General features: G+C 38.2%; 21 protein-coding genes and 1 pseudogene. 4 read left to right on the top strand and 18 right to left on the bottom strand.

Annotation, left to right across the window (positions count from 1 at the left end; genetic code table 11):
• Positions 1–39 precede the first annotated feature (39 nt).
• From mutM to ACLHDF_RS13690, 9 genes are all read right to left on the bottom strand, one after another.
• On the bottom strand, positions 40–873 hold the full coding sequence (mutM, locus tag ACLHDF_RS13730) for a DNA-formamidopyrimidine glycosylase (protein ID WP_413919313.1): 834 nt from the start codon (positions 871–873) through the stop codon (positions 40–42).
• 22 nt (positions 874–895) lie between these two features.
• Positions 896–3,523, bottom strand: a complete 2,628-nt coding sequence (polA, locus tag ACLHDF_RS13725; RefSeq protein ID WP_413919312.1) for a DNA polymerase I — start codon at positions 3,521–3,523, stop codon at positions 896–898.
• 329 nt (positions 3,524–3,852) lie between these two features.
• Positions 3,853–5,625: a two-component system histidine kinase PnpS gene (gene pnpS, locus ACLHDF_RS13720; RefSeq protein WP_413919311.1), complete on the bottom strand. Its 1,773-nt coding sequence runs from the start codon at positions 5,623–5,625 to the stop codon at positions 3,853–3,855.
• Positions 5,618–6,334: a response regulator gene (locus ACLHDF_RS13715; RefSeq protein ID WP_413919310.1), complete on the bottom strand. Its 717-nt coding sequence runs from the start codon at positions 6,332–6,334 to the stop codon at positions 5,618–5,620. Before ACLHDF_RS13715 ends, pnpS begins: the two co-directional genes overlap by 8 nt.
• 177 nt (positions 6,335–6,511) lie before the next feature.
• Entirely contained in the window at positions 6,512–6,988 is a 477-nt protein-coding gene (locus ACLHDF_RS13710; RefSeq protein ID WP_413919309.1) for a MaoC family dehydratase, read from the bottom strand.
• A gap of 137 nt (positions 6,989–7,125) precedes the next feature.
• On the bottom strand, positions 7,126–8,064 hold the full coding sequence (gene mdh / locus ACLHDF_RS13705; RefSeq protein WP_413919308.1) for a malate dehydrogenase: 939 nt from the start codon (positions 8,062–8,064) through the stop codon (positions 7,126–7,128).
• A 28-nt stretch (positions 8,065–8,092) separates the two neighbouring features.
• On the bottom strand, positions 8,093–9,385 hold the full coding sequence (gene icd, locus ACLHDF_RS13700; RefSeq protein WP_269091680.1) for an NADP-dependent isocitrate dehydrogenase: 1,293 nt from the start codon (positions 9,383–9,385) through the stop codon (positions 8,093–8,095).
• Positions 9,386–9,460: 75 nt separating this feature from the next.
• Positions 9,461–10,579 carry a citrate synthase gene (gene citZ, locus ACLHDF_RS13695; RefSeq protein ID WP_413919307.1) on the bottom strand — a complete coding sequence of 373 codons (1,119 nt, stop codon included), beginning with the start codon at positions 10,577–10,579 and terminating at the stop codon, positions 9,461–9,463.
• Between the two features lie 360 nt (positions 10,580–10,939).
• The gene (locus ACLHDF_RS13690) at positions 10,940–11,401 is read right to left on the bottom strand and encodes a DUF441 domain-containing protein (protein ID WP_413919306.1); all 462 of its coding nucleotides are present in this window, start codon (positions 11,399–11,401) and stop codon (positions 10,940–10,942) included.
• A 112-nt stretch (positions 11,402–11,513) separates the two neighbouring features.
• Here ACLHDF_RS13690 and ytvI point away from each other — a divergent pair, with 112 nt between their 5' ends.
• A complete protein-coding gene (gene ytvI / locus ACLHDF_RS13685; RefSeq protein ID WP_413919305.1) occupies positions 11,514–12,623 on the top strand; it encodes a sporulation integral membrane protein YtvI in 1,110 nt (369 codons plus the stop codon).
• Between the two features lie 40 nt (positions 12,624–12,663).
• Here ytvI and ACLHDF_RS13680 read toward each other — a convergent pair whose 3' ends face one another.
• From ACLHDF_RS13680 to dnaE, 7 genes and pseudogenes are all read right to left on the bottom strand, one after another.
• A complete protein-coding gene (locus ACLHDF_RS13680) occupies positions 12,664–13,056 on the bottom strand; it encodes an FxsA family protein (protein ID WP_413919304.1) in 393 nt (130 codons plus the stop codon).
• A gap of 79 nt (positions 13,057–13,135) precedes the next feature.
• Positions 13,136–14,894: pseudogene (pyk, locus tag ACLHDF_RS13675) on the bottom strand (pyruvate kinase).
• Positions 14,895–15,374: 480 nt separating this feature from the next.
• Entirely contained in the window at positions 15,375–16,352 is a 978-nt protein-coding gene (accA, locus tag ACLHDF_RS13670; RefSeq protein WP_413919303.1) for an acetyl-CoA carboxylase carboxyl transferase subunit alpha, read from the bottom strand.
• On the bottom strand, positions 16,346–17,227 hold the full coding sequence (gene accD / locus ACLHDF_RS13665; RefSeq protein WP_413919302.1) for an acetyl-CoA carboxylase, carboxyltransferase subunit beta: 882 nt from the start codon (positions 17,225–17,227) through the stop codon (positions 16,346–16,348). Before accD ends, accA begins: the two co-directional genes overlap by 7 nt.
• Before the next feature lie 225 nt (positions 17,228–17,452).
• On the bottom strand, positions 17,453–18,055 hold the full coding sequence (locus ACLHDF_RS13660; protein ID WP_413919301.1) for a FadR/GntR family transcriptional regulator: 603 nt from the start codon (positions 18,053–18,055) through the stop codon (positions 17,453–17,455).
• Between the two features lie 79 nt (positions 18,056–18,134).
• Positions 18,135–19,364, bottom strand: coding sequence for an NAD(P)-dependent malic enzyme (locus tag ACLHDF_RS13655; protein ID WP_413919300.1), 1,230 nt, complete (start codon positions 19,362–19,364; stop codon positions 18,135–18,137).
• A 201-nt stretch (positions 19,365–19,565) separates the two neighbouring features.
• The gene (dnaE, locus tag ACLHDF_RS13650) at positions 19,566–22,916 is read right to left on the bottom strand and encodes a DNA polymerase III subunit alpha (protein WP_413919299.1); all 3,351 of its coding nucleotides are present in this window, start codon (positions 22,914–22,916) and stop codon (positions 19,566–19,568) included.
• 141 nt (positions 22,917–23,057) lie between these two features.
• Here dnaE and ACLHDF_RS13645 point away from each other — a divergent pair, with 141 nt between their 5' ends.
• Together ACLHDF_RS13645 and ytrI are read left to right on the top strand one after the other, a co-directional pair.
• Positions 23,058–23,393 carry a YtrH family sporulation protein gene (locus ACLHDF_RS13645; RefSeq protein ID WP_013059455.1) on the top strand — a complete coding sequence of 112 codons (336 nt, stop codon included), beginning with the start codon at positions 23,058–23,060 and terminating at the stop codon, positions 23,391–23,393.
• Positions 23,390–23,908 (top strand): sporulation membrane protein YtrI, encoded by a 519-nt coding sequence (gene ytrI / locus ACLHDF_RS13640; protein WP_057233227.1) that lies wholly within the window; start codon positions 23,390–23,392, stop codon positions 23,906–23,908. The genes ACLHDF_RS13645 and ytrI overlap by 4 nt, the downstream gene beginning before the upstream one ends.
• 38 nt (positions 23,909–23,946) lie before the next feature.
• Here ytrI and ACLHDF_RS13635 read toward each other — a convergent pair whose 3' ends face one another.
• Entirely contained in the window at positions 23,947–24,885 is a 939-nt protein-coding gene (locus ACLHDF_RS13635; RefSeq protein WP_413919298.1) for a DHH family phosphoesterase, read from the bottom strand.
• Between the two features lie 251 nt (positions 24,886–25,136).
• On the opposite strand from ACLHDF_RS13635, the gene ACLHDF_RS13630 reads away from it, so the two are divergent.
• Entirely contained in the window at positions 25,137–25,433 is a 297-nt protein-coding gene (locus tag ACLHDF_RS13630; protein WP_413919297.1) for a YtpI family protein, read from the top strand.
• Between the two features lie 26 nt (positions 25,434–25,459).
• Here the strand turns inward: ACLHDF_RS13630 and ACLHDF_RS13625 are convergent, their stop codons facing one another.
• Positions 25,460–26,776, bottom strand: a complete 1,317-nt coding sequence (locus ACLHDF_RS13625; RefSeq protein ID WP_413919296.1) for a DRTGG domain-containing protein — start codon at positions 26,774–26,776, stop codon at positions 25,460–25,462.
• Positions 26,777–26,820 lie beyond the last annotated feature (44 nt).

Here is a 26,820-nt window from a genome sequence, read left to right as displayed (position 1 = left end):
TCTGTCTATACATAGTATATGAAAGGAGCCCATCCATTGTTATTTTTTAGCCGGCTGACAATTTGGGCAGATATGTGTTCCTCGACCGCCTACAACAAATTTTTCAATTGGTGTACCGCAATTTTTACAGGATTCACCTTTTCTTCCGTACACATAGAGCTGCTGCTGAAACATGCCTATTTGTCCCTGTGTGTTTACATACGTGCGAATTGTGCTACCCCCTTGTTTTACAGCTTCTTGAAGGGTTGCTACAATTTCTTCATACAATTTTTCATACTCTTCATCTGTTAATTGGCTAGCCACACGTTCAGGATGAATCCCTGCGCGAAATAGTGCTTCATCTACATAGATATTCCCGAGCCCAACAACGACATTTTGATCGAGTAAAACCGGCTTGATTTTTCGAGACGTTTTGCCGATTCGCATTTTTAATTGACTTGGATTAAATGTTTCGTCAAACGGTTCAGGTCCAAGGCCAATAAGAGGAGGAAACAGATCTTCCTCTCCCTTTTTAAACAAGTGCATAGTACCAAATTTCCTTACATCCCGGTATCGCAATTCTGTTCCATCCGTGAAGTGAAAAAAGACGTGTACATGTTTGTCTGGTTCTTCTGCATTCTCATGAAGAGCATATTTTCCTTCCATACGCAAGTGAGAAACCATTGTATAATCGTCGAGTACAATTTTCAAAAACTTACCTCTGCGTTCAACATCTCGAATGGTTTGTCCAACAAGCGCGTCACAAAACTGTTCAACTTGTTCAGGACGTTTAATAATATTAGGCCATTTGACTGTTACACGCTCAATGGTCTTTCCACTAGCTAATTCAATTAACGTACGTCTGACGGTTTCAACTTCTGGTAATTCTGGCACGTTTGTCACATCCTTTTTTTCACTACTTTGCTTCGTACCAAGTCTTTCCGTAAGAATAATCTACTTTTAATGGAACTTTTAGCTCTAAAGCATGTTCCATTACTTCGGGTACGATTTTTTCTAAAATTTTAATTTCTTCTTCTGGGGCTTCAAAAATCAGCTCATCGTGTACTTGAAGCAGCAGCTTAGCCTGAAGATTCTCTTCTCTTAAGCGCTTATCCATTTCAATCATTGCTTTTTTAATAATATCAGCTGCTGTCCCTTGGATAGGCGTATTCATAGCCGTACGTTCAGCGAAGCTGCGGAGATTAAAGTTTCGGCTCGTGATTTCAGGCAAATAACGTCGGCGATGCAAGAGCGTTGTTACATATCCCTTTTCTTTTGCATCGCGTACAATCGTATCCATATACTCCTGCACACCTGGGAAGCTTTTTAAATAACGCTCAATAAAAGTAGCTGCTTCTTTTCTTGTAATTCCTAAACTTTGCGATAAACCATAGTCACTAATGCCGTAGACAATCCCAAAATTAACTGCTTTAGCCTGACGGCGCATATTCGACGTTACTTCTTCTCTTTCAACGTGAAATACATCCATTGCTGTTTTCGTATGAATATCTAAGTCATGCTTAAACGCATCAATTAACTTTTCATCATCTGCAATATGAGCCAATACGCGCAGCTCAATTTGTGAATAATCAGCCGCAAATATCAACCAATCAGGCTGTGACGGCACGAATGCACCTCTTATTTTTTTACCTTCTTCAAGACGAATCGGAATGTTTTGCAAGTTAGGATCTACTGAGCTTAACCTTCCCGTTTGAGTTAACGTTTGATTAAAGCGTGTATGAACCTTCCCATCGTTTTCATGAATAACTTTCTTTAATCCTTCAATATACGTAGACTGGAGTTTTCCTAGCTGACGATATTGGAGAATCTCTGGGATAATATCATGGGTACTAGCTAATTGCTCCAATACATCAGCTGATGTAGAATAGCCTGTTTTTGTTTTCTTTATGACTGGAAGCTGCATTTTTTCAAAAAGAACAACCCCTAGCTGCTTTGGTGAATTAATATTAAACTCTTGTCCAGCGTATTCGTAGATTTTCGCTTCAATTTTTTCAAGCTGTTCTCGAAGATCTTCTCCCATTTCATCCAAACGCGTACGGTCAATTTTCACTCCTTGATATTCCATATCAGCGAGGACAATAGCAAGAGGCATTTCAAGCTTTTCAAACAGCTCAAACTGTTCATTTTCAACCAATTCTTTTTCTAACGCTTCTTTTAAATAAGCTACAGCGGCTGCTTTTCGAATAACGTGCTCAGCTAGCTGCTCGGCCTCCGCAATGCTTCGCTTAGCTCCCTTTCCATACACAGCTTCATCTGACTGCACTTGGTGATATCCTTTTAATTTTGCAATTGTGGCTAGATCATCATTTGCCTCAGCAGGATTTAAAATGTAAGAAGCAATCATTACATCATGTTCAATTCCTTTAATTTCCTGACCCGCCCATTTTAACGATACAATCGTACGTTTTCCATTAAACACCGTCTTTTTTACACGTTCATCTTCTAACCATGCTTTAAATTTAGAAGATGAAAGAGCTGCATCTTTATCAATAAAATAGTGGCCATTTTTGTTGCTGATTCCAAAACCAAGCAACTGGTTGCGATGATAGTTTTCTTCATAACCTTCTACGATAAGAGCTGCTTCGCTTGTTAACATATCATCGTGAACTTCTTTCGCTACTTCAAACGTTAGTTCTTCAAAATTAACTTCTTCTTCTGCCGATTCACCAAATTTAGCAAGCAGAGAATTAAATCCAAGCTCTTTAAATAAAGAAATGACCTTTGAAGATTCAAACCCTTCATACTTTGCGTCTTCTACAGATACTTCAAGAGGCGCTTCGCAATAAATAGTCGCAAGCTTTTTACTCATAACGGCTGATTCACGATTATCTTCTAGCTTTTCTTTTAATTTTTTACCGCTGACTTGGTCGATAGATTCCAATACATTTTCAACCGTTTCGAACTCTTTTAATAGCTTTAAGGCTGTTTTTTCCCCGACTCCGGGCACGCCTGGGATATTATCTGAGCTGTCCCCCATAAGCCCCTTCATATCAATGATTTGTGCAGCTGTAATACCATATTTCTCATCAATAGCTGCAGGCGTATATGAATCGACATCTGTAATTCCTTTTCTCGTAATATCTACTGTTACATGCTCTGACACAAGCTGAAGTAAATCTTTATCCCCGGAAATGACTTTCACAGCCATTCCTTTTTGTTCAGCTTGCTTCGAAAGTGTACCGATAATATCATCTGCTTCATAATCAGGCAGTTCATAGCGCTTAATTCCATATGCATCTAATAATTCACGAATAAAGGGAAACTGCTCTGAAAGTTCAGGAGGTGTCTTTTGTCTGCCTCCTTTATATTCTGTAAATGTTTTGTGACGAAACGTTGTTTTTCCTGCATCAAAAGCCACAAGTAAATGCGTTGGCTTCTCTTCCTCTAAGATACGCGTCAACATCGTAGTAAAGCCATATATGGCGTTTGTATGTATTCCTTTATCATTGTTTAAAAGCGGCAAAGCAAAAAATGCACGGTAAGCAATACTATTCCCGTCAATTAATACTAGTTTTTGTGTCATTCGTGTTCCTCCATTTCGCTCTCTTCTTATCTTACCTTTATTTTAGCAAACAATAAGCTTTAAGGACAAAAAGTACTCTTGAATTCAACGTTTTATTTTCATATGGTGATAAGGTTCTATACATCATAAAATAAAAACACCGCCTAGTTATCTTAGGCGGTGTAACATGCAAATGAATAAAAATCGCAAAAAAGAATCGGCGAAAATAGCACGGTTAAAGCTATTTCCGCCTTACATATTGGCTCCTTGGATGAAGGGGTTTCCATGAAAAATTGTATCAACAATTTATTAAGCTACATTAAATAAATTGTAAAAGGAACGTAAACATTTTATATCTGCGGTAAATACTTGTGTAGCTTTACCGAAAAAGTTGTTCCTTTGTTGACTTCACTTTTCACTTCAATTTCCCCTTTATGAGCTTCAACCAGGTGTTTGACAATTGCTAATCCAAGACCTGTTCCTCCGGAATTACGGCTTCTTGCTTTATCTACTCGGTAAAAACGCTCAAAAATACGTGAAATTTCATCAGAATCAATACCGATACCTGTATCTTGAATATGAACCGTAATTGTTGCTTCTTCCTCTTCAAGCGAAACGTGAACGGTTCCTCCAGGCATTGTATACATGAGCGCATTGCCAATTAAGTTAACAAACACCTGCATAAGGCGCTGACTGTCACCATCAATCCACGCTTCTTCAGGAAGCGTATCTAATGTTAGCGTGATTTCTTTTTCAGTCGCTCGGTTTGATAGCAATGTCGTAACTTCATAAAGAAGTGTATTCAAATCTACTGAATGAATGCTTAGTTTAAACCCTTGCTGTTCAACTTTAGACAAATCTAAAAGGTCTTGAATCAAGCTCTCCATGCGCTGACTTTCCGTTAGAATAATAGATAGAAACTGCTGCCGCAGCTGCGGGTCTTCCATGGCACCGTCTAATAATGTCTCACTAAACCCTTTAATGGATGTAATAGGAGTTTTTAGTTCATGAGACACATTGGCTACAAAGTCACGGCGAACTTGTTCTAGTTTTTTCAGCTCAGTAATATCATGGAAAACAAGCACAATACCTTTCCATTCATCGTTTAAGCCAATAATCGGCGCTCCGTAAACATCAAAATACCTTCGTTCAATATTTAAAGGCAGAACCACTTGTTTTCGAACCTTTACCTCCGTCATAAATATCTTTTCCACAAGTTTAATGATTTCTTTGTGCTCAAACACCTCGTAATACAAATGATAAAGGAAGTCGTCCGGATGTATATGAAACTGCTCTTTATAAGCTCGATTCACTAAGTTTATATAGCCTCGACTATCGATGAGAAGCATGCCGCTTCCCATATTTTCAATTAGAGTGCGCAGCCTGTCCTGCTGCATTTCTTGATTAGTGATAGACTCTTGCAGATTACGCGCAAGTGCGTTAATAGACTGACTGAGCATACCCGTTTCATCTACGTAATCTTCATATGTACGAGCTTTATAATTCCCTTTTGCAAGTTCCATAGCCACCTTGGTTGCCGATTCAATAGGACGGGTATAGCGCCCCATGATCTTTACACCTAAGAGTAAAATTACAATTAAAGCTAGACCTAAACTCCCAATAAGAAGGCCCCAGATTTGCTGATTTACTTGTTTTAATGAATCAAACGATGTGCTCAGCACAACAAATCCCTCTTGCTTACCTTGTATAGTAAGCGGAATGCCATAGTAATATAAGTCATAATCTTCTTTAATTTGATCAAAGCTTTTTTTACTGTTTAACTGTTTTTTCAACACTTGTTGAATTACGATACTTTTTTCGATTCCTTGCTGTTTGCTACCTGGATTTGAATCAACTAATATTTTTCCGTCTTTTTGAACGATAGTCGTTCGTACACTTAACGAATTGCTGATTTGATCAACTTTAGATTTTAAAGCAGGACTTGCGATGCCTTCTTCGCTAATATACATTTCTACAAGCTTTGCTTCTTTTTCCATTCGCTCTTGAAACGTCTGAAAATAAAAGTTTTTAAATAACTGTCCCAGCAGCAGACCAAGACCTACTAATACAATAATGATAAGTACTAATAGAGCCAGAAGTAGCCTTGAACGAAATTTATTCATCTATCTTTGGTTCCTCCAGCTTATATCCTAATCCCCTAATTGTTTTTATATAAACAGGTTTTCGCGTGTTATGTTCAATTTTCTCACGCAGGTGGCTGATGTGCACATCTACAATTCGCGTATCTCCAGCAAAATCGTAATTCCACACTGCACTTAGCAGCTGATCACGAGTTAATACCCGCCCTTTGTATTTTGCCAAATATAATAATAACTCGAATTCTTTCGGGGTAAGCTCAAGCTGCTCTTGATTGAAATAGGCTTCATAATGATCTGGAAGAATTTTCAAATCACCAATCGTGATGCGTTCGCCGTCTTCCTCTTGTTCATTTTCCTGAGCAATAATTTGTGTTCTGCGTAAAATGGCTTTTACACGTGCTACTACTTCTCGAGGGCTAAATGGTTTAGTCATGTAGTCGTCTGCCCCAAGCTCTAACCCTAACACCTTGTCAAACTCATCGTCTTTTGCGGTTAACATTAAAATAGGTGTCATCACTTTTTGCTGACGAAGCTTTTTACAAACTTCAATTCCATCCATCTTAGGAAGCATCAAGTCTAATACAATTAAATCCGGTTTTCCTTCTAGTACCTTGTTATATCCTTCTTCCCCGTCTTCAGCTGTTTCTACTCTAAATCCAGCTTGTTGTAAATTATATTGTAATAATGTTGAAATTGATTGTTCATCATCTACGACTAATATTTTCTTACTCATATTAACGATATAAGCCTCCATCTAGTTAAATTAAACCGCAGCTTCATCCAAATGATATTGTTTTCTTTTTATCTTCTCTTATCATACAATGTTTTAGCCTCGTTCTCCAATACATTTCGACATTTTCAGAAAATATGGCCAAAGAGTTTCTTCTATACCTTAAACATTTACGTTGTTTTAAAAATTTTCAAAGTCGTGTGTTTCTACTGATGGAAGTCTAAACGGCGGATGCACAAGAAACTGTGCTGTTACGACTTTCTCCTTTTGCTCATTAACTGCTTCCACCCCAATCGTAACAGTTTTAGAAGAAATATCTACTTCTGTCACTTCGAATAAAAATTCGATTGTGCTATAATGATGAATTTTTTTAGGAAAGGCAACCGTATGTTCTGCAACGTGGCTTCCGGGTCCCGGTAAATACTTTGAAATGGCTGCTGTCATAATACCGGTAATCATAATGCTTGGTACAATAGGTTTTTTAAAAGGTGTCTGAGAGGCGTAATCATGTTGAATGTATAAAGGGTTAGAATCATTTGTCAGTCCTAAGTACAACAAGATATCTTTATCTTCAATTCGTTCAGTCAGCGTTAACTTCTCTCCAACTTTGATGTCTTCAATACTTCGACCTATTTTTTGTTTTTTACCTAATACCATCATCATTCCACCTTTTGTATAAAGTAATAGATTTTCTTTCTCTGTATACAAGAAAAATTCGAGGTTTCCCTCGAATTTTCCTTGTGACTATTGTTTGAATATCTATAATAACCTATACTCAAACCTATTTTATTGTATTAAGCTAATACACCCATGACAGTTTTGACTGACTTTGCTGATTGATCTAACGCAGCTTTTTCCGAATCAGTAAGTTCTAATTCAATTACTTGCTCAATTCCAGCAGCTCCTAATACAGTTGGAACACCTAAGTAGATGCCGTTATAACCATATTCACCCTCTAAGTAAGCAATCGCTGGTAAAATGCGACGCTGATCTTTTAAGATCGCTTCTGTCATTTCTACTAAAGAAGCAGCAGGAGCGTAGTACGCACTTCCGTTACCTAATAAGTTAACGATCTCGCCACCGCCTTTGCGTGTTCTTTCAACAATTGCTTCAAGGCGTGCTTTTGGAATAAGCGTTTCAAGAGGAATACCGCCAGCATATGAATAGCGTACAAGAGGTACCATGTCATCGCCATGTCCACCAAGTACAAAACCTGTGATATCTTTCACTGAAATGTTTAACTCCTGCGCTACGAACGTACGGAAACGTGCAGAATCTAGTACGCCTGATTGACCAATTACGCGATTCTTAGGAAAACCAGACTCTTTAAATACTGTGTACGTCATAGCATCCACCGGGTTTGTTAACACGATAATGTGACAGTTTGGTGAGTATTTAACAACTTCTTGAGTAACAGACTTCATGATTTTTTGGTTCGTTGTTACTAAATCATCGCGACTCATACCTGGCTTACGCGCGATACCAGCTGTAATAATGACAATGTCAGAATCAGCTGTGTCTTCGTAGTTGGCTGTTCCGGTAATGTTAGCATCAAAGCCTTGTACAGGACTTGCTTCTAACATATCCAGCGCTTTACCTTTAGCTGGATTTTCTAATTGCGGAATATCAACTAATACAACATCAGCTAATTCTTTTTGACCAATTAAAAAAGCAGTTGTAGCTCCCGTAAAGCCCGCTCCGATAACAGATACTTTTTTACGAATATTTGTCATTATAATTCCTCCCCTAAATGAATAGCTATTAAACTGTTACTTGTTTTCCTAGATTGCTAATTAATTCATCAGCAAACTCTGAACACTTTACTTCTGTTGCGCCGTCCATTAAACGTGCAAAATCATATGTTACTACTTTTGAAGCAATTGTTTTTTCCATTGATTTCATGATTAAATCAGCTGCTTCATTCCAGCCAAGGTGTTCAAGCATTAACACACCTGATAATAATACAGAAGATGGGTTTACTTTATCTAAACCAGCATATTTAGGTGCTGTACCGTGAGTTGCTTCAAAGATAGCATGTCCAGTTTCGTAGTTGATATTTGCTCCTGGAGCAATTCCGATACCACCAACTTGTGCTGCTAATGCATCTGAAATGTAATCTCCATTTAAATTCATAGTTGCTACTACATCAAATTCACGTGGACGAGTTAAAATTTGTTGTAAGAAGATATCCGCAATTGAATCTTTTACAATAATTTTTCCTGCTGCTTCCGCTTCCGCTTGAGCTTTGTTTGCAGCTTGTGCACCTTCTTTTTCAACGATGCGGTCATATTGAGCCCAAGTAAATACTTTATCGCCGAATTCTTTTTCAGCTAGCTCATAGCCCCAATTTTTAAATGCGCCTTCTGTATATTTCATAATGTTACCTTTGTGTACAAGCGTAACAGACTTGCGGCCTTGTTCAATTGCATAGTTAATTGCTGCACGCACAAGACGCTCTGTTCCTTCAGAAGAAATAGGCTTGATACCCAATCCAGAAGTTTCAGGGAAACGGATTTTATTTACTCCTAATTCCGTTTGTAGGAATGAAACAAGCTTTTGTACTTCTTCAGAACCCTTTGCATATTCAATACCCGCATAAATATCTTCAGTATTTTCACGGAAGATAACCATATCAGTATCTTCTGGACGCTTAATTGGAGAAGGTACACCTTCGAAGTAACGAACAGGACGTAAGCATGTAAATAAGTCTAATTCTTGACGCAATGCCACGTTTAGAGAACGAATTCCACCGCCTACTGGTGTCGTTAATGGTCCTTTGATTGCAATTATGTATTCGCGAATTGCATCTAACGTTTCTTCCGGTAACCATTCGCCAGTTTGATTAAATGCTTTTTCACCTGCTAATACTTCTTTCCAAACGATTTCTTTTTCACCGTTGTATGCTTTTGCAACTGCTGCTTCTAATACGCGAGAAGCTGCTGCCCAGATATCCGGACCAATTCCATCACCTTCGATAAATGGAATAATTGGATTATTTGGTACGTTTAAAACACCGTTTGCTACAGAAATTTGTTCACCTTTTGTCATGAGAATGACCTCCTTAAAAAATTTGTCTACTTTCACTTATGGAAGAGTGCTCAACGAACGTGAGCACCTTCGTCACATTGTTTAGTTGCGTTCTTCAAGCGGAATGTACGTTTGTTTTCCAGGACCAATATAATCAGCTCTTGGACGAATCAAACGATTGTTTGAATACTGCTCTAAAATGTGAGCAATCCATCCTGATACGCGGCTTACGGCAAAGATTGGAGTAAATAAATCGTGATCAATACCTAAGCTGTGGTATACAGAAGCTGAATAGAAATCAACGTTTGGCGGAAGCTTTTTCTCGCCTGTTACGATTTCCTCAATTTTCACTGACATATCGTATAACGTTGTATCTCCTGCTTGTTTTGTAAGTTTTTCAGACATTTCTTTCAAGTGCTTGGCACGCGGATCACCCTGCTGATACACACGATGTCCAAATCCCATAATCTTTTCTTTTTTCGCGAGCTTTTCGCGAATGTAAGGTTCTGCATTTTCAACTGTTTGAATGTCAGACAACATTTTCATAACAGCTTCATTCGCCCCCCCGTGAAGAGGTCCTTTTAACGCTCCAATAGCAGCTGTAATTCCTGAATAAATATCGGATAATGTTGCCACACAGACACGTGCTGTAAAAGTTGAAGCATTTAGCTCATGGTCAGCATGTAAGACAAGTGCTTTATCAAAAGCCTCAACTTGAATATCAGTTGGCTCTTCGCCGGTTAACATATATAAAAAGTTAGCGGCAATGCTATAATTTTCGTTTGGCTCAATTGGCTCTAATCCGTTACGAACTCTTGAAAAAGCAGTTACCACTGTAGGTAATTGTGCTTGCAAACGAACAGCCTTGCGATAATTTGCTTCTTCATCCATTAAATCAGCTTCAGGATCGTATAACCCCAATAGTGATACGACTGTTCTTAAAGCTGCCATTGGATGAACATCTTTAATTGGATAAGTTTTGAAATGATCTAAGACTTCTTGGGGTAATTTAGCGTTTTCTGCTAGTAATCTAGAAAACACAGATAATTCTTCTTTATTAGGTAATTTTCCGTGCCATAGTAAATACACCACTTCTTCAAACGTTGCATAATTCGCTAAATCATCAATATTGTAGCCTTGATATGTTAATGTGTCATCAATAATCGAACTTACTGCTGACGTTGTAGCGACTACCCCTTCTAGACCTCGAGTTGCTGTCATAAATCTCCACTCCTTTACAGAAAAAATTCCCCATACCTTTCTGTGTAAAACGTGAAAAACAAAATTGAGCCTCTGCTCAACTAGACATCAAATGATATACGAAGCGCCTCTTTTGAATATATATCTTGGAAGAACATTCCTTCACCCCACGTAAAGAAAATGCTTACATTTCCATTTGTTTCAATAACACACAAAAGTAAAACATCTGCATGTGTTATTGCTTTGTTACAGCCCTATAGGTAAAACATACAATTGTATGTAAAAAGATGCGGCCTCAAAATATATTATAAACAATTATCTGACTTTTGTGAATCAAAAGAGAGAAGAAATTTTAAAAAAATTATTATTATACAAAAATTTCTACGAAAAGAGTTCAGTTAATTTCATAAATAAATAAGCAATCCCAGCCCCGATTAATGGACCTACTGCTACCCCTTGAAACAGTGCCACAGCAAGAATTGTGCCGAAAACTAAAGCGGTTGTAATATGTGGATCATCTTCCAAAAGCGTAAGCCCATACTTAGCAATAATTGCCACAGCGATTCCGGCTCCTAGAGCAATCCAAGCGTAAGAAGATTTCACGGCTTCGCCTAATTGTTTGAACCCTATATCTCCTGTTGCAATTGGCACAAGAACGGCAATTGTAATAATGGTTACTCCAATGTTGATTCCTTTTGATTGTAAAAAAGGAAAAACCTTACTGTCCAAACCGATTAATTTTAAAATAAGTAAAAATGCAACTGCAATAATTAATGATTGATTTTTAGCCACCAATCCAATCACAAGTAAAATAGCTAAAAAAAGCATGGGTTGTGAGAACATTTTAATCATCCTTTCTTTTTTATTGTGATAAATCTAAAGCGTATCACGTAGATATTTTATGAGTAGCTTTTTCTTTTGTTGACTATCGTTTACAAGGAGGCCTCTATTTATTGTGTACAAGCTTCATTTACATCGACTATTTCGCTTAACTTATGTGTTAGTAATTATTGCAGCATCTGTATTTCTTAGTTATTATATCTCTTCTCTCATATATCCATTTATTATCGCCTGCTGCATTGCTTTTTTCATAAATCCTATGGTTAATCTATTTGAATTGAAGCTGCACTTACCTCGCTACTTAGCTGTTTTACTGTCAATGGTTCTTATCTTCTCTCTTTTGGCCGGACTTATTACGTTACTTATCACAGAAATCATTGCAGGAAGTACGTATTTAGCGAAAGTTGTTCCCACAAATTTCAAAGAAGTGGTCATATTTATTGAAAATATTGCTACAGAACAAATACTTCCGTTTTATGAACGCATTACTTCTATGTTTAATAACTTAAATATCGGTCAGCAAGCAACTATTTTATCGAACATTAAAGGGGTAGGCAACCATATCGCTCAAACGGTGGGCGATTTTCTGCAAAATGTATTGCAAAGCATCCCTATATTTTTATCCGTGCTGCCTAATGCGGCTACTGTGATTATTTTTTCATTGCTGGCTACTTTTTTTATTAGTAAAGATTGGTACAAGCTGATGACTAAAAGCAGCATATTTATTCCTAAAAAAGTAAGAGAAAATGGACAGACAGTTGTTGTGGAACTAAAAAATGCACTGTTTGGCTTTATTAAAGCACAGCTTACACTTATCTCGATTACCACAATTATCGTCCTTTTTGGTTTACTTATTCTTAGGGTTGATTATGCTATTACAATTGCTTTATTAATCGGCTTAGTTGATATTCTTCCTTACCTCGGAACAGGACTAGTTTTCGTTCCTTGGATGATTTATGCGTTTGCAACAGATAACGTGTCATTTGCCGTAGGGCTTTCGGTACTATATGCTGTAGTACTTGTGCAGCGACAAATTATGGAGCCTAAAATTCTGTCATCAAGCATCGGTCTCGATCCTCTTGCTACATTAATTGCTTTATTTGTAGGATATCAACTAATTGGATTTTTTGGATTAATAATTGGCCCTGTTATTCTTGTTATTTTAAAAACACTTTATACAACGGGAGTTTTCAAAGAAACATGGCAATTTATTATAGGAAAATGAAGAAAGTGTGTGAAAGAAGCTTCTTTCACACACTTTCTAGTTAACGAATAATCGTCATTCGATTACGTCTTTGAAAAAATCTTCTTAACCATGTTAAAAGAAAAGGCTTAACGATTCTGCGTGTAAACGGCAGTAAAAAGACAAAGCCTACAACATCTGTCAAGAAGCCTGGAAACAGCAAAAACAGCCCGCCAAATAGTACACATATACCATCAAGGATTTCACTGCTCGGAACATGGCCCTGGCTCATCTGGCGCTGTGCTTTTTGAAAAAGAGATGTTCCTTGTTTTTTCGCTAGAAACGCACCAATAAAACTGGTAGCAATAATCAGTAAAAATGTTGATATTACACCAATGAGATGACTTGAATAAATCAAAATCATTACCTCAACAGCAGGTACAATAAGAAGGAGCGGAAGGAGCTTCCTCACCATCATCACCTCTTCGCTTTTTGAATTGCCTAAACAAAAAGAGAAGGATTTCCCTTCTCTTTTTTCTATCATATACGTGTTCTTACAGTACGCTTGCGTGTCCGTTGTATACAACACCACGTGAAGCATCAACTGTAATATCTTGATCTTCTGAGAATACGCTTGTTGCGTTTTCTACGCCTACAATGACAGGAATGCTTAAGTTTAATCCTACTACAGCTGCATGGCTTGTTAGACCGCCTTCTTCTGTAATAAGAGCCCCTGCTTTTTCAATTGCACTGATCATATCGCGATCTGTGCTATTTGTAATAAGGATAGCACCTTCAGTCATTTTTGCATTTGCTTCTTCAGCATTTTTAGCAATAACTACTTTACCCACGGCTGCTTTACGACCGATTCCTTGTCCTTTAGCAAGAACGTCACCTACAACTTGAACTTTCATTAAGTTCGTTGCACCTGATTCTCCAATTGGAACACCAGCAGTAATAACAACTAAGTCGCCGTGTGCTACAACGCCAGTTTTTACTGCGTCATTTACAGCATGATCTAACATATCGTCAATTGTATTTACGCGCTCACCAACAACTGGTGTAACACCCCATACTAGAGAAAGACGACGTGCAACTGAATCGTTTGCCGCAACAGCTACGATTGGAGATTGCGGACGATATTTAGAAACGATTTTCGCTGTATAACCACTTTCTGTTGGCGCTACGATTGCACTAGCATTTAAGTTAAGAGCCGTGTGTACAACAGATTGTCCAATTGCATCTGTAATAGATGGGCCAACTTGCTTGCTGCGCTGTTGTAAAATCTCAGAGTAGTTTAGAGCTTGCTCAGCACGAGAAGCGATTGAATGCATTGTTTGTACAGCTTCAACCGGATAAGAACCTGCAGCTGTTTCACCAGATAGCATAATTGCATCTGTACCATCAAAAATGGCATTGGCAACGTCACTTGCTTCCGCACGAGTCGGGCGCGGATTGCGTTGCATTGAATCAAGCATTTGTGTAGCTGTAATAACTGGTTTGCCAAGCGCGTTACATTGTTTGATTAGATCTTTTTGTACTAATGGCACTTCTTCAGCAGGGATTTCTACCCCTAAATCACCACGAGCAACCATTAAGCCGTCTGAAACTTCAAGAATTTCTTTGATGTTATCTACGCCTTCTTGGTTTTCAATTTTTGAGATGATTTGAATGTGAGCTGCATTATGTTTTTCTAGTAGTTCACGAATTTCTAATACATCAGATGCGCGACGTACGAAAGAGGCAGCGATAAAGTCAATACCTTGTTCAATACCGAATACAATATCGTTTGCATCTTTTTCAGTGATACCAGGAAGGTTTACACTTACGTTTGGTACGTTTACACCTTTTTTATTTTTTAATGTACCTGGGTTAAGTACTTTTGTTTTGATTTCACCCTCAGTTTTATTGATGTCTAGTACTTCAAGACCGATTAAACCGTCATCTAAAAGTATTTTTGATCCTACGTGTACGTTCAATTAGACCTGGATATGTAATTGAGAATTTTTCAGTTGTTCCCACTACTTCTGTCATAGAAACGATGATTTCAGAACCTTCTTCTAACTCAATTGCACCATTTTCCATTGTGTTTGTACGAATCTCAGGTCCTTTTGTATCAAGTAAGATACCTACTGTTTTACCTGTTTGTTTCGCAGCTTCACGAATGTTAACAATACGTGCACCATGCTCTTCGAAGTCACCGTGAGAGAAGTTTAGACGACAAACGTTTAAGCCTGAGTTAATTAGTTCAACTAATTTCTCTACACTTTCACTCGCTGGTCCAATAGTACATACAATTTTAGTTTTACGCATTCAAATTTCCTCCTATATATTTACTATTTGCCCTTTAGGTAGAGCAAATAGCTATTTCCTTTACTAACCTTTTACTAGCAGGCTGTGAACAAATATTTTGTTACCTTAACTTGTCCACCTTGCTTTACGTGTAACTTATGAAATATCTACGTAGCACTGAATCAAATAGCAAACAAATACACAGCACTTTAACGATGAATTTCTTCATCGTTTGCTTCTTACTTTACTATTCCCTGCAATTCATACAGCAATACTTGCTGCCTGATTTGTCTTATATATCTCACGTTTTAAAGAAAAAGACAAACGCTCGCACAGCTACTAATAAACATAGGAAATTTTTAAAAACAATCTTTTTTCTACTTTTTCTTAAAGGTTTTTGCTGTCTATAAAATACCACGAAGAACTTGTAAACACAATAGAGAAGGGCTATAGAAACAGCATAAAAACGCGCACCCTTATTTTTCAAGAGTGCACGTTTCTTTATTTTATAGTAATGGCATCGTTTTCAGCTGCAAATTGTCCGATTTTTTTGTATTTTAAATAACGCTCTTCCACTAGCTGTTCTTTTGATAAATTCAGCAGCTCTTTTAATGATTTCTTAATAACACTTTCCATGTATCCAGCTTGTGCATCGATATCTCGGTGAGCTCCGCCTCTTACCTCTGAAACCATTTCGTCTACAATACCCAGTTCTTTTAAATCTGGTGCTGTAATCTTCATTGTTTCAGCAGCTTTTTTCGCCAGAGAAGAATCTTTCCAAAGAATGGCTGCCGCTCCTTCTGGAGAAATAACTGAATACGTGGAGTTCTCAAGCATATGAAGGTGATTTCCTAAACCTAATGCTAAGGCACCTCCACTTCCTCCTTCTCCAATCACAATGCAAATAATAGGTACAGTTAAGCCAGCCATTTCGAAAAGGTTTTTCGCAATAGCTTCACTTTGTCCCCGCTCTTCTGCCGCTTTCCCTGGATAAGCTCCTTTTGTATCAATAAAGCAAATAATCGGGCGGTTAAACTTCTCTGCTTGCTTCATTAGACGCAGTGCTTTACGGTAGCCTTCTGGATGAGGCATACCAAAATTACGACGAATATTTTCTTTTGTGTCTTTACCTCTCTGATGTCCAATCACGGTAACAGGCACGCCGTTAAACTTGGCAATTCCTCCTACGATTGCTTCATCATCTCCATAAAAGCGATCTCCATGACACTCTAAAAAGTTTGTAAACAAGCGAGAAATATAATCGAGTGTTGTAGGACGTTCAGGATGACGAGCAATTTGAACACGGTTCCATGGGCTTAGATGATTGTAAATATCGTTTTCTACTTTTTCTAAGCGATTTTCTAACTTATCAATTTCGCTAGATAAATCCACTTCTGTATTTTTAGCAAACTCTTTCAGCTCTGCAATCTTGTTTCGCAACTCAACAATTGGACGTTCAAATTCTAATTCACTTACCACTCCATGTCACCTCCTGCTACGTGTATATCTAAAATAGTTGTTAACGTTTCTTTTAAATCATGGCGGTCAATAACTCCATCTAGCTGGCCATGCTTCAATAGAAATTCAGACGTCTGAAAATCTTCTGGAAGCTCTTCTCTAATTGTTTGTTCAATAATACGTCTTCCAGCAAAGCCAATTAACGCGCCCGGCTCAGCTAAATTATAATCGCCTAACGAAGCAAAGCTTGCTGACACTCCTCCTGTAGTAGGATGTGTCATGATCGAAATGATTAAGCCGCCTTCGTCACTGAACAGTTTAAGAGCTGCACTAGTTTTAGCCATTTGCATCAAGCTCAGAACACCTTCTTGCATACGTGCACCGCCTGAGGCTGTAAAAATAAGGAATGGAACATGCATTTCCTTCGCTTTTTCAATGGCGCGAGTAATTTTCTCACCTACTACAGAACCCATGCTTCCCATACGGAAATGTGAATCCATCACAGCAACCACTACTTTGATTCCTTCAATATTTCCTTCACCCGTAACAATCGCTTCACTTAAATTAGTTTTCTCACGATCTTTTTCGAGCTTTTCAAGATAATCAGGGAACCCAAGAGGATTTTCTGACGTCATATCTTTGTCGTATTCAACAAACGTACCGCTGTCAATTAAGCTTTCGATACGCTCCGGTGCTGTCATTTGATGATGATATCCACAGTTCAAGCATACTTTTAAGTTTTTATTTAACTCTTTCGTATACATTATTTTCTTACACTTTTTACACTTTGTCATAATCCCTTCAGGTACATCTTGTCTTATATGCTCAGAAGGAATCGTAGCATACTTTCGCTTTTTTGGAGTTTTTGTGTTTTTTGTAAATAAATCTCGTAACAAGGTGTAACCTCCTTTTGGTTCTTCTCTTTACCATAAGAACCTTTATTCTTCCTCTTCTTCTACTTTACAGATTATGAAAGTCCGTCTCAAACGCAAAAACAAACGACGGATAGACAAAAATGGATGAATTGTTCGCTTCACTTTATTAGTTGCTATTTACTTTACTAGATGACTGTTTGATTTTGTGTAGAAAGATGGCATGTCCCTTTCGACAAATTCCTTCTTTCAAACTTGCTTATAGCACTGATGATGAAGATTTAATACAGTCGCTTCATCTTTTTTAGCTAACGCCTCTACCAATTCATTCACCAGAGTGTCGCTTGGCGCTGAGTTTTGTTGAAAAGTTTGAGAAAAACGGCAAATAATCAGCCAAATTCGGTGTAACAGCCGATTAGGCTGCAAAGAAAACAAGTAGTCAAACAAGTTCTTTAAACAATCATCATTCTGCTTTTGAATTGCTTTCGAAACATTGATTTCGTACTGTTCCGCGAAAACAGAAAACAAACAGCTCTTTTCAAGAATATACCTCGTTTGAATTAAATCTGATTTTGTTTTACTGTCTTGTACTAAAAAAGTAGCTAATAAATCAATAAATTGATGATCTCCTACTTCTTTAATAAACGTACCTTCACCTCTTCTAGTTTCAATCAACCCAATTAGCTCTAACGCTCTGAGCGCTTCTCGAACGGAAGAACGTCCTGCGCCTAATCGTTCAGAAAGTTCTCGTTCTGACGGGATTTTATCGCCCGTAGTTAAACGATCGTCTTCCATTAGCTGGCGAATTTGTTTCAGAATTTCTACATATACTTTTGAACGTTCATTCTTCAAGTTTACTACCACTCACTTTACATTACTTTAACAGGCATGCTTGAAGCATCATGCCTGTCAAAGAACAGTTGATGTAACCTTATTCAATAATCGCTAAGCGACGTGTATTTTCAGCTACCGTTTCTGGCTCTACTTTTATTCGGGCAACGCCTGTTTCCATAGCTGCCTTTGCAACAGCAGCAGCTACTGCAGGAGCCACTCGCGCGTCAAAGGGGCCTGGAATCACGTAGTCTGTATGCAAGCCATCTTCTGTAATTAAATTAGCAATAGCCTCAACTGCAGCCATTTTCATTTTTTCATTAATATGAGTAGCCCGCACATCTAGTGCACCTCGGAATATCCCCGGAAATGCTAAGACATTATTCACTTGATTAGGAAAATCTGAGCGCCCTGTGCCAATTACTTTTGCGCCAGCTTTTTTAGCTTCTTCGGGCATGATTTCAGGCACGGGATTTGCCATTGCAAAAATAATTGGATCTGAGTTCATTTTTCCAATCATCTCCGGTGTTAGTGCTCCTTCAACCGAAACTCCGATAAACACGTCAGCTCCTTCTAACGCATCAGCTAACGTCCCTTCTACTTTGCTTCGGTTTGTGTAAGCTGCCACTTCATCTTTTATACGGTTCATGCCGTGAGGACGCTTGTCATAAATCGTTCCTTTGGAGTCACACATAATGATATCGCGCACTCCATAGCTATATAATAATTTAATAATAGCAATGCCAGCAGCTCCTGCTCCATTCGCTACCACTTTGATCTGTGATATTTTTCTTCCTGTTAGCTTCAGAGCATTAAGAAGACCCGCTACTGTAACAATAGCCGTTCCATGCTGATCATCATGAAAAATCGGGATATTTGTTTCCTTTTTTAACCGCTCTTCAATTTCAAAACAGTTAGGAGCCGCAATATCTTCTAAATTAACGCCTCCAAAAGTAGGTTCTAGCAATTTAACAGTTTCTATAATTTTGTCCACATCTGTCGTGTTTAAACAAATTGGGAATGCATCTACGCCGGCAAAACTTTTAAAAAGGACAGCTTTCCCTTCCATTACTGGCAGAGCAGCTTCAGGGCCTATATTGCCCAAGCCCAATACGGCAGTGCCATCAGATACAACAGCTACCATATTTCCTTTCATCGTATATTCATACACATTGTTTACATCATCATATATTTCTTTGCAAGGTTCTGCTACACCAGGAGAATAAGCAAGGCTTAAATCCTCTGCGTTTCGAACAGGAATTTTGGACTTTGATTCTAGTTTACCTTTGTTAATGCGGTGCATATGCAATGCTTCTTCACGTAAAGACAATGAATTTCACTCCCAATAAACAAAATGATAACAAGTACTGCGCTTGAACCATGTTCTTTCCCACACTCATACGATGTTATAAATCCAACTGCATTTCATTTCAAGAAAAACGCATCTAATTCGTATATTTCATAAAAAAACGGTGGTCAGACCACTTTTTTAACTATTTTACCATATAACATCACATGAGATCTGTAAAGACTATATCTTCTTGAACACAACGTGCTTCTCTCCAAGCAGTGCTTTTAAAGTCTTTATTAACTCGTCGCTCCGTTTGATAGAATAATGAACGGGAAGCTTGACTAGTTGACGCTCTGCCTCGTAATAAATTTTCACTGGGATTTTTCCTTTATGAGACTGAAAGTGCTGGTAAATAGCATGCAGTAGCTTTTCTGTGCCTTGTTTTGTTTCTATACGCAAGTATAATTCTTCCGACGGGAGTTTTTGAACCGCTTCGCTAGCAGATTGAGCACGTTGACAAACAATTTGCTGCTGCCCGTTTCTCTCATCTATTTTTCCTTGTATCAGTAAAACATTCCCTTGTTCAAACAGCAGACGGTTCTGCTCAAATACTCGGGGAAATGCAACAACTTCTCCTTCTCCACTTTCATCCGTGATGCGCAAAAAGGCCATTTGCTCTCCTTTTTTCGTTCGAATGACGCGAATTTCCAATACAAATACTAAAAGAGAGACTGCTTTTCCGGAAACGTATTCTTTCGTATCTTGAAGAGGAACAATAGGATAAAAGGAAGTGAGCGCTTCATATTGAGAGGCTGGATGGCTTGACAAATAAAAACCTAGCATATCTTTTTCATATTGAAGCCGATCTTCTATTTTCATTTCCTCTGTTTCTATATATTTAGGCTTCAACGAAAATTCAGCGCCAAATCCAAAGTCATCATCAGGTAGTACCAAGCTTGCATGTTCAAATGCTACATCAATCGTTGCTAATAAAGTAGCTCTGTTTTCCCCAAACTCATCAAAGCCTCCAGATAGAATCAAAGCTTCAAGCGCCTTTTTATTCACGGCCTTTTGTGAAACACGTGCGCAAAAATCAAATAAGTCTTCAAACCTTTTTTTCTTTCTCTCTTCTGTTATTTCCTGCATAGCTGCTACACCAATATGTTTAATCGCCGCAAGGCTATATCTTATACTTTCACCTTCTACGTTAAACGAATACATGCTCTTGTTAATAGAAGGTGGGAGAACTTGTATTTTTTTTCTTTTTAGTTCATTAATATATTGAGCAATTTTCCCTTCGTTTCCAATAACACTCGTTAATAAGGCTGAAAAGAACTGCAGCGGATAATGTGCTTTTAAATAGGCTAACTGATAGGCTACCATGCTGTAGGCAACGGCATGACTTCGGTTGAAGCCATAATCAGCAAAGCGCACAATAAGATCATACACCCGATTAGCCACGGATAAGTCATACCCTTTCTTTTCACTCCCTTGAATAAAATGAGCTCGTTCACGATCAAGCACTGCCCGTTCTTTTTTACTCACTGCTCTCCTCAATAAATCTGCTTCCCCAAGGGAAAAACCAGCCATCTCTGAAGCAATCTGCATAATTTGCTCCTGATATACGATAACTCCGTGCGTGGATTGTAAAATGTCTTTGAGCTTAGGATGATCATATATTACTCTCTCCACTCCGTGCTTGCGCTTAATATAGGTTGGAATATTTTCCATCGGACCGGGTCTATAAAGCGCATTAACCGCTACAATATCTTCTAGCTCTGTAGGTCTTAATTGCTGAAGCACTCTTCTCATTCCATCTGACTCTAGCTGAAAAATACCAGTCGTATCCCCTTTGCTCAGCAGTTCAAAAGTTTTCTGATCATTAAATGGAATATGAGACAGCGACAGCTTTTGATTCATGTCCCGCTCGATTTTCTTTAAAATATGATCTAAAATCGTTAAGTTGCGCAAACCTAAAAAATCCATTTTCAAAAGCCCAACGTCTTGCAGTGCTTCCATTGGATATTGAGTCAGATAGACATTTTCATGTCCTTCTTGTACAGCTACAGATTGCGTGAGCGGCTTTTCACTAATTACAACGCCTGCTGCATGTGTAGAAGTATGCCTCGGCAGTCCTTCTATCTTCATGGCAATGTTGTACCATTGTTTTCTGGCTTCATTTTCAGATAAATAGGCTTGAAGCACTTTTGAATCACGACGAGCACTTTTTAATGTTGTGCCTGGTTTAGTTGGAATCGCTTTGGACATTTTGTTTAACGCCTCTTGATCAAATCCCATCACTCTTCCTACATCACGTACGGCTGCTTTAGCTGCTAATGTTCCAAACGTAATGATTTGAGCTACGTGCAGCGCTCCATATTTTTGAGCTACATACTGAATGACTTGATCTCGTTTATTATCAGGAAAATCAATATCAATATCAGGCATCGAAATACGTTCAGGGTTTAAAAAACGCTCAAATAAAAGCTGATGCTGAATTGGATCAACATTTGTAATTCGTAAAGCGTATGAGACCAGTGATCCTGCAGCTGAGCCACGACCTGGGCCCGTTAAAATACCGTGTTCATGAGCATAGTTCATAAAATCCCATACGATAAGGAAGTAATCACTAAATCGCATACTTTCAATAATGTTCAGCTCATAATCCAAGCGTTTCTGATACTCTTCTGTCATCATTTGAACTCTTTCGCGCAACCCTTTTTCGCAGAGAGTGCGCAAGTAGGTTGATGATGTAACAGACGAGGGAACAGGATATTTTGGAATGGACATTACTCCTAGAGAAATTTCTAGCTCGCATCGCCTTGCGATTTTTAGACTTTCTTCTATTAAAAAAAGCTGGTCATGAAAGAGAGCTTCCATTTCATGAGGTGATTTGAAATAGTACTCGCTGCTCTCTTCTTGCATCTGTTCATCGCTATGTAATTTCTCTCCGTCTCGAATAGCAGCTAAACAATCATACGCAACTCGATCTTCTTTTTTTAAATATTTCACTTGATTCGTTGCAACGAGCGGGATATTTTCTTCAATAGCAAGTTCCGTTAACCGTTGATTTATAAAAGCTTCATCCTGTCCGTGGCGCTGTATCGATATATAGAAAGACTGTGAATATATTTTTTTAAAAAATCGAAGTACTCGCTTAGCATCTTGAAACTTATTTTCTGCTAACAGAGTTTCTACTTCTCCCGTTACACCAGGTGTAATAGCAATCAATCCGCCGCTGTAATGCTGAAGCCATTTTTTATTTACACCGTGTTTTTCCTTGGTTTGAACTAAACTGCTTAGTTTTAATAGGTTTTCATATCCCTTATCATTTTCCGCTAACAACACTAAAGGATACGCTCGCTCGCTTTCTTCTTGTTCTAAAATTGATAATGTGAGCCCAATAATCGGCTTGATCCCCGCTTTTACGCAGGCTTTATAAAAAGGAATAACTCCGTACATCACATTTTCATCAGTCAAAGCAATCGCTTCATAGTTCATTTTCTTAGCTGTTTCTACAAGTTCAGGAATACGAATGGAACTGCTTAGTAAGCTATAAGAACTTTGAAGCTGTAAGTGAACAAAAGGCACAAGACTTTCCACCTTTCTTTAATTCTTTATTCTCATTATAAATTTTGTTGCCGGCGTAGACAAATTACATAACTCTGAGCGTTTGTCCATATATATGTAGGAAGCGTGATTCATCGATAAAATAGTAAAGGAGGACGCGTTATGACAAAAGAGCCTTTTATGTCTCTTTTCATTTGGAGTTACTTCACTTCGTTAGGTATTATTTTAGGCGGTTCATTAATTGGAGCATTTGCGGGGTTTTTAATTGGAAAATCTCCTTTATACGTCATGCATACCCTCAGCAATAGTTTGAAAATCTGGGCAATTGTCGGAGCAATTGGAGGAACATTTGATACGTTTTACAGCTTTGAGCGAGGACTCTTTGAAGGAGCCACAAAAGATGTATTCAAACAAATTCTTTTAATTCTATCCGCTATGGGAGGAGCCCAGACCGGTGCTCTTATCATCAAGTGGTTAACTCAGGAGCATTTTGTATGAGGGTGCCCAGCGAGCGAATGTTCAAGCGCTCCGACTGGCAGCGTTTTTTTGCCGGTATAGTCATTGGAGCAATTGTCAGCTGGGGTGTATTTTTAACGATTTATGGCGTTTCAAGAGATAGAGAGCTAGAAGAAGTTCGGATTGCTAATGATAAGCTAGAAAAAGCAAATTTGCAAATCAGCGCATGGCAAGAAGATGTAAAAGCATTAAACAAGGAAATGAAACAGCATTTGATTATTCAAAATGTGAAAGTAAAATTAGTAAATGGCAATCGTTATAAAGTAAATTCTGTGGTTGAATACAATATTCAAAAAAGCGTCGATGAAGAAGCGCAGCACTTAATTGCCCAAGATATTGAAAGTGCATATCGAAGCCGAGATATCTTAAAAAAAGCAATTGAAAATAAAAAATATGAATTCGATAAAACGATTTATGAAGTTGAAGTTCATCAAATTTATTTTTACACAACGCTTTCAATTGAAGTTCGAATTAAAAAGATGGAAAAAGTATTATAATAAGCCGATGATTTAAAATCACCGGCTTATCTTACGTATTATTCCTGACTGCAAAGCTCTTCTAAATCACGCAGTAAAGGTTCTACTTCTTCCCATGAATAAATAGACGCACCGGACGCAAGAGGATGACCTCCTCCATTGTATTTTCTAGCAATTGTATTAATGACAAGCTCTTTTGAACGAAGGCGAACACGAATCTGATTTTCTTCCTCTACAAAAAACACCCACGTTTTCACTCCGTCAATTTGTCCTAACGAACCGACTAACTGAGAGGCATCAGCAGGTGTCACATCATATTTACGAAGAATTTCATTCGGAATCTTCATGTGGGCAACTCCTGCTGGAGACATCGTGAAGTTTTGTAGCACATATCCATGTAAATGAGCGACGTTTTCTTTTGTTTTGTATAACTGATCATATACATCTTTAAAATTGAAACCATACTGAATTAACTCACTTGCATAGCAAAACGTTTTTGGCTTTGTATTTGGAAATAAAAATCGGCCCGTATCGCCGACAATACCACTGAAGATCAGCTTTGCTCCTTCATCATTAAGAGATAACCCATTTTCTTTTCCTTCTAAGTAAAATTCATAAATCATTTCGCTTGTTGAAGAAGCAGACGTCTCGACCCAAAGCAAATCACCGTAAGGAGTTTGGTTTGGATGGTGATCAATTTTAATAATCATTTTTCCATTTGCGTAGCGCTGATCTGATACTCGCGCTTCATTAGCCGTATCACAAACGATGACAAGCGCCTCTTCATAAGTGTCATCAGCGATATCATCCATACGGTATAAAAATTTTAATGACTCCGCTTCTTCTCCCGTTACGTATACTTTCTTTTCGGGAAAAGATGTTTTTAACAATTCTGCTAATCCACACTGAGATCCGTATGCATCTGGATCTGGTCGAATATGCCGATGAATAATAATGGTGTCAAACTGCTTGATGGCTTCTAATATTTGTGCTTTCATTCTCTCTCTCCTGTCAATGCTATTCTTGTTTTATGTATGTACCACATGCACTTACATTTCCACAGCGCTGTATCCATATTATTTATTAAATCATATCTCTTCTCTTTTTTAAAAGAAGAATCAATCGATAGTAGAATTTTCTGTCATCGACCTGTAAAATAATAGATACTACTGTAAACACTTTCAACACCAACGATTACTAGCATCAAGAAACATTACGGATAGAAATAAACCGGACTGGAGGAGCTTTTGTGCCATTTTTTATGATTTTAATCGTTGTTTCCTTTGTTTTCTACCTGTATTTAAAAGTAAAATACGTACGTTCGAAACGTCCGATGGAACGAAAGTGGATTTCCGCTAAGTCGAGTATTTGTCTCGGTTCTTTTGTATTATTTTTTGGCATCAATCAATGGTTTATTTACGAAACAAACGTTTCGCTTATCATCGGCATATTATTTGTATTATTCGGCTCAGGCAGCATATTAGCAGGTGTCAAAGCTTACAAGTACTATCAGCCTTATGCAATAAAGGAAGCAGATCAAATGTAAAAGAAGCTGCAAAGCAGCTTCTTTTTTTATACTCTTTCCAATAACTGAGCCATCATCATCGCTTTTCCTACTACAACCCCAGCATTATAGACTTCTACATCTAATTTAGCAAACTTCCGACCAAGTTCTAGCAGCTTAGGACGAATTTCAATTATACTTTCAATTTGAACTGGCTTAATAAAATAAACGGTGATGTTTTCAATAACCAAATCACCTTTTTTATATAAGCGAAGAACACGATTGGCGGCTTCTGTTACAATAGTAGTAAAAACTCCGTACGAAATAGTCCCCATATAATTCGTCATTTGCGGCGTTACTTCACATCGATACACCGGTGCTTCTTTTGTTTCTTGTACGTCCATAAATTGATTGGTTACAATGTCGTCAATGGTTTCCCCTACCTGTGGTTGACGCTGAATCATTTGCAGCGCCTTTAAGACGTCTTGACGGCTGATAATGCCTTCTAGTCGGTGGTAATCATCCACTACAGGCAACACTTCAATCCCTTCCCATACCATCATATGTGCAGAAGAAGCGACGGATGTTTTCCCATGAACGGTCATTGGATTTTTCGTCATCACTTTTTCAATCGGAGTAGAAAGGTCATATCCGATAATATCTTTTGATGTGACCATACCATGAACTTTCATATGCTGGTCCACTACAGGAAAACGACTGTGGTGAGTCTGATCGTTACATTCATGCCATTTTTCAATTGTATCGGTTAACTGCAAGCTAACCGCTTCAGAGACGGGTGTTAAAATATCCTCAACAAGCACAATTTCTTTTTTTATCAGCTGATCATAAATAGCACGATTGATCATGGTTGCAACTGTAAACGTATCATAGCTCGTTGAAATAATAGGAAGCTTAAGATCATCCGCAAGCTTCTTAACCCATTCTTCGGTATCAAAGCCGCCCGTAATTAACACGGCTGCTCCTGCTTCAAGAGCTAATTCATGAGCGTTTACTCGATTCCCTACGATAAGAAGGTTTCCAGCCTCGGTATATCTCATCATAGCATCAAGCTTCATCGCTCCAATAACAAACTTATTTAACGTTTTATGCAAGCCTTCACGTCCGCCCAGCACTTGTCCATCAACAATGTTTACTACTTCAGCAAACGTTAGCTTTTCAATGTTTTCTTTCTTCTTTCGTTCAATTCGAATGGTCCCAACTCGTTCAATGGTTGAAACATACCCTTTATTTTCTGCGTCTTTTATTGCTCGGTACGCCGTGCCTTCACTGACATTCAGTTCTTTGGCAATTTGGCGCACTGAAATTTTTTCACCAATTGGAAGCGAATCAATATATTGTAAAATTTGCTCATGTTTTGTCGCCACGTGTACTTCACCCTTCTAAAACGTTTTTACGTTTCATATGTCTT

Source organism: Priestia megaterium, from assembly GCF_046599315.1.
Lineage (GTDB): Bacteria > Bacillota > Bacilli > Bacillales > Bacillaceae_H > Priestia > Priestia megaterium_F.
The sequence above is the reverse complement of the archived record's forward strand: the minus strand, read 5'-3'. Positions and strand labels throughout refer to the sequence as shown.

What these genes read in the sequence shown, in the direction of transcription:
- polA (WP_413919312.1), bottom strand. Translation starts at nt 3,523, where the DNA reads ATGACACAAAAACTAGTATTAATTGACGGGAATAGTATTGCTTACCGT.
- pnpS (WP_413919311.1), bottom strand. Translation starts at nt 5,625, where the DNA reads ATGAATAAATTTCGTTCAAGGCTACTTCTGGCTCTATTAGTACTTATC.
- ACLHDF_RS13715 (WP_413919310.1), bottom strand. Translation starts at nt 6,334, where the DNA reads ATGAGTAAGAAAATATTAGTCGTAGATGATGAACAATCAATTTCAACA.
- ACLHDF_RS13710 (WP_413919309.1), bottom strand. Translation starts at nt 6,988, where the DNA reads ATGGTATTAGGTAAAAAACAAAAAATAGGTCGAAGTATTGAAGACATC.
- mdh (WP_413919308.1), bottom strand. Translation starts at nt 8,064, where the DNA reads ATGACAAATATTCGTAAAAAAGTATCTGTTATCGGAGCGGGCTTTACG.
- citZ (WP_413919307.1), bottom strand. Translation starts at nt 10,579, where the DNA reads ATGACAGCAACTCGAGGTCTAGAAGGGGTAGTCGCTACAACGTCAGCA.
- ACLHDF_RS13690 (WP_413919306.1), bottom strand. Translation starts at nt 11,401, where the DNA reads ATGTTCTCACAACCCATGCTTTTTTTAGCTATTTTACTTGTGATTGGA.
- ACLHDF_RS13680 (WP_413919304.1), bottom strand. Translation starts at nt 13,056, where the DNA reads ATGGTGAGGAAGCTCCTTCCGCTCCTTCTTATTGTACCTGCTGTTGAG.
- ACLHDF_RS13645 (WP_013059455.1), top strand. Translation starts at nt 23,058, where the DNA reads ATGACAAAAGAGCCTTTTATGTCTCTTTTCATTTGGAGTTACTTCACT.
- ytrI (WP_057233227.1), top strand. Translation starts at nt 23,390, where the DNA reads ATGAGGGTGCCCAGCGAGCGAATGTTCAAGCGCTCCGACTGGCAGCGT.
- ACLHDF_RS13635 (WP_413919298.1), bottom strand. Translation starts at nt 24,885, where the DNA reads ATGAAAGCACAAATATTAGAAGCCATCAAGCAGTTTGACACCATTATT.